This window comes from Vibrio sp. M260118 (assembly GCF_036533755.1).
Taxonomy (GTDB): Bacteria; Pseudomonadota; Gammaproteobacteria; order Enterobacterales; family Vibrionaceae; genus Vibrio.
In genome coordinates, this window is sequence record NZ_JATABG010000170.1 from 1 (window position 1) to 7,309 (window position 7,309).

The following is a 7,309-nucleotide window of genomic DNA, read 5'->3' on the forward strand; positions in this document are numbered from 1 at the left end:
TTGTTGGGTGTCGCTCATTCCATTCCAAGTATCTTTGTTAATTAACAACTCAAATACGGTCGACTGTTGGTGCCAGCCTGGGAAGTAGTTGTATTTGGCGACTTTATGGAAGCCTAAACGTTGGTCGATGGCTGGTTGAGAGAACTCAGATGCATCGATTGCACCTTTCTCTAGTGCACCGAAAATTTCACCACCTGGAAGTTGCACTGTACCCACACCTAATTTTTCCATTACCGATGCACCTAAACCGAAGAAGCGCATATTTAGACCTTTCAAGTCTTCTGGTTTTTCAATCGGTTTGCGGAACCAGCCTGAGGTCTCAGGAGAGATGATGGCACACGGCATCACTTTTACGTTGTAACCGCCTTGGTCGTACATCTCTTGGTAGAGTTTCAGACCGTTACCAAAGAATAGCCATGCCATGTATTCCCCAGCTTCTGGGCCAAATGGCACTGCCGAGAACAGAGCGGATGCAGGTAATTTACCCTGCCAGTAACCCGCTGTGGAGTAGCCCGAGTTCACTTTGCCCGTTGATACCGCATCGAGAATTTCCGCTGGGTTAACCAGTTTGCCTGGCTCGTAGATCTTCATCTTTATAGTGCCACCAGACGTTTTGGTGATGCGGTCGGCATACCATTGAATTGGTGTGCCAAGAGCAGGAAGGTGGCTACCAAAAGCAATTGGGGTTTTTAGCAGGACTTTTTTATCCGCTGCATGAGCGCTGATTGAAAGACCTGAGGCAGCAAGGGTAAGTGCCGTAGCGATGGCGACTTTCTTAAGGTTCATCGGGGTATCTCCTTGTAAGGCTGTGTTCCTTGTTAATATCGAGAAATGTGAACATTGGTTAATAATTTGTGTTAATGCAATGTTACATTTGAGCTTAAGTTTAGAGAGGGTATTTATTGCTCTCTATTGGGAAAATTGCGCAAATTTAGTCGGTAGTTTGCGCAAAAATCCGAATTAAGTTTCAGTAAAACTACGTACACGCACGGATGTCGAAATGGGATTTGTTAGTAACAGAAGGCTTACGGTCAACATCATTTTACTCTCCATAGTACCCTTGATTGTGGTGGTGGCTGTGGTGGCGAGTATCCTATTTGGTCAAGCAAAACAGTTAGTTGAAGAGCAAGTGGCTTTGACTCGCAACAATGTGTTGGCGGTGAAGAAGCAAGAGTTGAAGCAGTACGTAGAAATGGCAGTCAAAAGTATCGAGCCTTACTACCTAGATGAGTCGCTAACTGAGGAGTTAGCGAAGCAAATTGTTATCGAAAAGTTGAGCCGACTCACATATGGCAGTGATGGATACTTCTTTGCCTATACCTGGGAAGGGGATGCATTGGTACTGCCCTATCAAACCGAGCGAATAGGCAAAAACTGGTGGGATGTGGAAGATGTTCAGGGCAAAAAGTTGCTTCAAGAACTGATTCGTGAGGGGAAAAATGGTGGTGGTTTTGTTGATTACCTATGGCATAAACCCTCACGCAAAGAGCCTTTGCCAAAGTTAAGTTACGCGATTTCCCTTGATAGGTGGCAATGGATGGTAGGAACGGGCGTATATCTCGATGACATCGATCGCCAAGTTGCTCACATGGAAAATGGCTTTGACCAGAATGTTGGTAAAACCAGTACTGCTCTGTTTGGCTTAGTGTTTGTCGCAGTGTCGGTGATTGCGGTATTGGGCGCATCACTCAACCTTAATGTGCGTAGATTAGCCAATCAGCAACTGAGTTTGCTTAATCAGCAGATCATTGATTCGCAGGAGAATGAACGGAGCCGAGTATCAAGAGAGCTTCATGACGGCGTAAACCAACTTTTGGTTGCTGCTAAGTATCGTTTGGACAATGTTTCTAAAGAACACAACGAAGAGAAGAAAGAGCTAGAACTAGATGCGAGCAAGAATGCCATGGAGCAGGCGATTGTGGAGCTTAGACGTATCTCGCGCGATTTAAGGCCTCCGCAGTTGGATGATTTAGGGCTGGTGGCGGGAATCGAAGCCTACATCAATGAACTGAGAGAGCGCACTCAACTAGAACTGGTTTTTGAGCATGATATTGAGGGGGAGGAGTTTTTACCTCAAGTGGAGACAACCTTATATCGCGTGGTGCAAGAAGCACTGCACAATGTGGAAAAGCACGCAGATGCCCAAGGCGTCGATGTGATTATGCAGCGCGAAGGGAGGATGCTGATTTTAACAGTCAGTGATGATGGCGTTGGTATTCCGGCAAAAAAACTCAAATCAGCTAAGCGTCAACAGCCTATATTTGAACATATGGGATTACAAAATATGAAAGAAAGGATTCAAGCCATTGGTGGGACATTTGCGGTGACCAGTGAGCAGGGGCAGGGAACAGAAGTTCGAGTGAGCTTAAACATGGAGTTTGTATGATTAGATTGGTATTGGCTGATGATCATCGCCTGATGCAGGATGGATTGAAGTCACGACTCGAAAGGGAAGATAACCTAGATATTCTTGCTTGCGTCGGAACGGGAATTGAAGCGTTAGATAGCACTCTTTCACTTAAACCCGATGTGCTACTGCTCGACATAAATATGCCTGGATTAAACGGGATTGAAGTGCGTGAAAAGCTAGCGAAGAGCCACTCGAATACTGCAGTGATCATGCTATCAATGCACGACAGTCGTGATTACGTTGTTCGCTCGGTAAAGGCTGGGGCCAAGGGGTACGTGCTCAAAGACGTTGGCTCAGAAGAACTCGTCATGGCTATTAACCAAGTCGCGCAAGGGCGATCTTATCTGTGTCCTCAGGCCTCCGACAGACTGCTTGAGCAGATAAATGACAAACCTGAAACCAAAGATGACACTCTCACTAACCGTGAGTCGGATGTATTGAAAGCCATCGTTAATGGTGCTTGCAACAAAGACATCGCTGATACCTTGCACATTAGCGTGCGTACCGTTGAAACTCATAGGTTGCGGATTAAAAAGAAGCTTGGTGCAACCTCTACTGCTGGTTTGGTGAAGTTGGCGCTACAAAAAGGCTTGGTGACTGAATGACCACGCATCTGCTCTCCAGTCGTCAGCCAATCCTCGACAAGATCGTGTTTTTCTGTGCGGTAGTTCGCTTAGGATCGTTTCGTGAAGCCTCGACTCAACAGGGCATCTCTCCTGCGGCAGGTAGCCGTTGGGTCAAGGAGCTTGAAGAAGCGATGTCGGTCGAGTTGATTAAACGCAGTACGCGCCATTTAGTTGCTACTCAAGCAGGGCAACTACTCTATGAACGTTTCTCACCGTTGCTGCCTGATATTCATAGCTTGTGTGAAGAGGTTCAAAACTTAGCGGAAGAGCAACGGGGCGAGATCAAGCTCTCTTCAACACCGCTGTTTGCTCGCCAATACCTGACCAAAATTGTCGCTGAATATATTGAGATGCATCCTCAGGTGAACTTTAAGATCTTTATTGAAGCGGGTGAGTTTGACCCACTCAGTGTGGACTTTGCCTTTCGAGCTAGTGCCAGTTATCAAGGTGAGCCCGAGCAAGATTCACTGCTTATCCGTCGTCGTATGTTGCGTGAACCTTTGTATTTATGTGCTTCGCCTAACTACCTCGAGAAGCATGGCACACCTAACAATCCAAGTGAGCTAAGCCTCCATCGCTGTCTATACGCGAGCACTTTAGTCGGTGGTAATAAATGGTGCTTTGAGCATAGTGGCACCACAGAGGTCGCAACCATTCGAGATACGATCGAGTGCGACAACAGTGAAATACTCCTCGACTTGTCATTAGCCCAAGCGGGGATTGCCTATTTGCCTCACTCTCTGGTGAGCAGTCAATTGAAGCATGGCGAGTTGCAGCACATCATGCAAGATTACCAATGCGCTAGCTTCGATGTTGATATCTTCTTCCGTCCGCGCACGCCAATGCCGGAGCGATGTGCGGGATTTAAAGACTATCTGTATAAGCGTGTTGATGAGATCCGCTCATCGAATGTAGATTGTTTCTAATATGAAATTCACTATCTCTGTTTGTGCAATTAACAATGCCACTCATAGCGTCTAACCTGATTAAAAGTTATCGAATTCAGCATAGGCAACAAGGAAGGTTGATGTGGTCGCAAAGCTTACACCAGAACAAGCAGCTCTATGGATTAATGATGGTGATGCCGTATTGCTCGGCGGATTTATAGGTAGTGTCGTTCCTGAGGCTATTGAACGCGCCATCGGTGAGCGTTTTACTCAATCGCAGCAGCCGAAAGACCTTACTCTACTCTTCGCGGCAGGCCAAGGTGACGGAAAAGACAAGGCCGTTAATCATCTCGCTCAACAAGGCCTAGTCAAGCGCGCTATTGGTGGTCATTGGGGGCTCGTCCCCAAGTTACAACAGCTTGCCGTTGATAATCTGATTGAGGGCTACAACCTTCCGCAAGGCATTATTTCCCATCTTCTGCGTGATACTGCTGCGGGTAAACTAGGAACCATCAGCAAAGTTGGGCTAGGTACTTTTGTCGATCCGCGTATTGAAGGCGGCAAAATTAATTCCGTGACTAAAGATGACTGGGTCGAAATCATTGATCTGTTTGGTGAAGAGCACCTTTTCTATCGTAAGCTTCCTGTCGATGTAGCGATTCTTCGCGGCACTACGGCCGATGAAAACGGCAACATCACTATGGAAGATGAGTGCCTGATTGTTGAAAGTTTAGCGGCTGCTCAAGCGGCGAAGAACAATGGTGGCAAGGTTATTGTTCAGGTTAAACAGGTTGTGCCAAATGGATCGCTTGACCCTCATGCCGTCAAAATCCCCGGTATCTTTGTTGATGCAGTAGTGATCGGGCATGACCCAAGCGAACATATGCAAACCTTCGCTAGCATGTTAAATCCTGAATTTGTCGGAGTTTCTAACTCACAACCAAGAGTGGAATCTACCCAGTCGAACAGTAGCAACCAACTGGATGCCAAAACCATTATTGCTCGCCGCGCTGCGATGGAACTCGAACCAAACGCGATTCTTAATTTAGGTATTGGTGCGCCAGAATACATCGCAGAAGTTGCCCAGCAGTCGGGTGTGATGGACCACTTTACCTTAACAGTCGAACCGGGCGCTGTGGGGGGGACACCGCAAAGTGGTTTGGACTTTGGTGCCTCTCGACTGCCTCAGGCCATTATTAGCCAAGATCAGATGTTTGATTTTTATGATGGCGGTGGCGTTGATCAGGCCTTCTTAGGTTTAGCTCAATGCGACCAAGTCGGTGATATCAATGTTTCTCGATTTGGCAGCAAAATTGCTGGATGTGGCGGCTTTATCAACATTACTCAGAATGCGAAGAAGGTCTATTTTTGTGGCACTTTCACTGCAAAAGGGCTGCAGGTTGAGGTAAATCAGCGAACTTTGACTATCCTTCATGAAGGTCGACAGAAAAAGTTTATCAATCAAGTCGAGCAAATTACCTTCTGCGCTATGCAAGCCATAAAGAGTAGCAAGCCAGTTTTATATATCACTGAGCGAGCAGTATTTAGTTTGACGGCCAATGGCTTAGAGTTAACTGAAATTGCTCCGGGGATAGATTTAGAGCGAGATATTTTGCAGCACATGGAATTCGCTCCTGCCATCAGTTCGTCATTAAAGTTTATGGATTCTGCAATCTTCGATGCGCAGTTTCGACTCACAATTAGTCAGGATGAATAGTAGTTGATTCGTTCATCTTGTTTCCAATCAAGACAAGTAGCGTGCAGAACGGTTTGTGCTTGATTGGCTTTACTCGTCAGTTTTTTATTTGCCCATAAGGATTAGGACATGTTTGAGAACAAAATCTGTCTGGTAACAGGCGCAGCACAAGGAATAGGTCGAGCAATTACCGAGCGATTCGTGGAACAGGGAGCGGAGATGGTTTACGCCCTTGATATAAACTCCGACGGGTTAGCTGCGGCATTTTCCTCGCAAGATAGAGTACAAACGGTGACGGTCAACATTTGTGATCGAGCGGCGATTGCTGAGCTAGTTGATTCGATAAAGCAGCAGCACGGTCGCGTTGATGTTTTAGTTAACAACGCAGGCGTTACCCGAGATGCGTTGATCGACAAGATGACTGAGCAGGATTGGGACTTCGTCGTCGATGTAAACCTTAAAGGGGTGTTCAATCTTACCCAAGCTGTTGCACCGCTAATGATCGAGAACAACTACGGCTCCATTGTAACTATGTCGTCCGTAGTCGGTACCGACGGTAATATTGGTCAAACGAACTATGCTGCGACCAAAGGTGGTGTGATTGCTATGACCAAAGGTTGGGCGAAAGAGTTTGCCCGTACTGGAGCGCAAGTTCGGGCTAATTGCGTCGCTCCCGGGTTTGTTGCAACACCCATGACCGCAGATTTACCTGAAAAAGTGCTTGATATGATGAAGGGTAAAACGCCACTTGGCCGGATGGGCACGCCAGAAGATATCACCAATGGAGTTGAGTTCTTAGCCAGTGATAAATCAAGTTTTATCACTGGTCAGGTGCTGAAAATTGATGGTGGGTTGGTACTGTAACATGATCAACAGAACTTATATTGTTGCTGCCAAACGTACGCCGATTGGCAGCTTCCTTGGTGGGTTAAGTACTCGTTCTGCCGTTGACCTCGCAAGCCTAGCTATCAAGAGTGTACTGGCCCAAGCGAAGCTAAACCCTGAGTCGATTGACGAAGTAGTGATGGGGAATGTGCTTGGTGCGGGGTTGGGCCAAGGTGTCGGAAGGCAAGCGTCTGTCAATGCAGGAATCCCTGTTCCTAAGCCAGCTTATACCCTGAACATGATTTGCGGTAGTGGGATGAAAACCTTACTGAATGCCGTTAATTCGGTGCGAAGTGGCGATGCTCATCTAGTGATAGCAGCGGGTACCGAGAGCATGAGTAACGCACCATTTGTAATCGAAGGCAAGTGTCGTCAAGGCAACAAAATGGGTGACATCACCATGATAGACACCATGCTCAAGGATGGCTTAACGGATGCATTCGGCGGTTTTCATATGGGAATCACTGCGGAGAATATCGCCAAGCGTTATGGCATCAGCCGCGAAGAGCAAGATAAGTTTGCTCTGCGCAGCCAGTTGAGAGCCGAACAAGCGATAAAGGCAGGGCATTTTCACCAAGAGATAGAGCCTGTAGTGATTCAATCGCGCAGAGGAGATCACGTAGTAGACACCGATGAACACCCAAGGTTCGGTGCAGCACTAGAGTCGCTGTCGGATTTACGTCCGGCTTTTGATAAGCAAGGCAGCGTCACGGCTGGCAATGCATCGGGCTTAAACGACGGAGCGGTTGCTTTGATCGTCGCGAGCGAAGAGGCCATTAGTCAGCATGGGTTAACACCTCTGGTT

General features: G+C 47.2%; 7 protein-coding genes. 6 read left to right on the forward strand and 1 reads right to left on the reverse strand.

The features are described 5' to 3' along the window. A partial coding sequence (locus QTO00_RS11370; RefSeq protein ID WP_331424920.1) for a TRAP transporter substrate-binding protein occupies positions 1-786 on the reverse strand: 786 nt, incomplete at its 3' end. A 214-nt stretch (positions 787-1,000) separates the two neighbouring features. Between QTO00_RS11370 and QTO00_RS11375 the strand changes: the two genes are divergently transcribed. The 6 genes from QTO00_RS11375 to QTO00_RS11400 form a co-directional block, all read left to right on the forward strand. Further along, on the forward strand, positions 1,001-2,386 hold the full coding sequence (locus QTO00_RS11375) for a cache domain-containing protein (RefSeq protein ID WP_331424921.1): 1,386 nt from the start codon (positions 1,001-1,003) through the stop codon (positions 2,384-2,386). Beyond that, positions 2,383-3,015, forward strand: coding sequence for a response regulator transcription factor (locus QTO00_RS11380; protein WP_331424922.1), 633 nt, complete (start codon positions 2,383-2,385; stop codon positions 3,013-3,015). The genes QTO00_RS11375 and QTO00_RS11380 overlap by 4 nt, the downstream gene beginning before the upstream one ends. Beyond that, a complete protein-coding gene (locus tag QTO00_RS11385; protein WP_331424923.1) occupies positions 3,012-3,962 on the forward strand; it encodes a LysR family transcriptional regulator in 951 nt (316 codons plus the stop codon). Before QTO00_RS11380 ends, QTO00_RS11385 begins: the two co-directional genes overlap by 4 nt. A 103-nt stretch (positions 3,963-4,065) precedes the next feature. Then, positions 4,066-5,640, forward strand: a complete 1,575-nt coding sequence (locus tag QTO00_RS11390) for an acyl CoA:acetate/3-ketoacid CoA transferase (RefSeq protein ID WP_331424924.1) — start codon at positions 4,066-4,068, stop codon at positions 5,638-5,640. A gap of 108 nt (positions 5,641-5,748) precedes the next feature. Then, a complete protein-coding gene (fabG, locus tag QTO00_RS11395) occupies positions 5,749-6,483 on the forward strand; it encodes a 3-oxoacyl-ACP reductase FabG (protein ID WP_331424925.1) in 735 nt (244 codons plus the stop codon). A 1-nt stretch (position 6,484) separates the two neighbouring features. Beyond that, positions 6,485-7,309, forward strand: an 825-nt coding sequence (locus QTO00_RS11400; protein WP_331424926.1) for an acetyl-CoA C-acyltransferase, incomplete at its 3' end; no start/stop codon positions are given.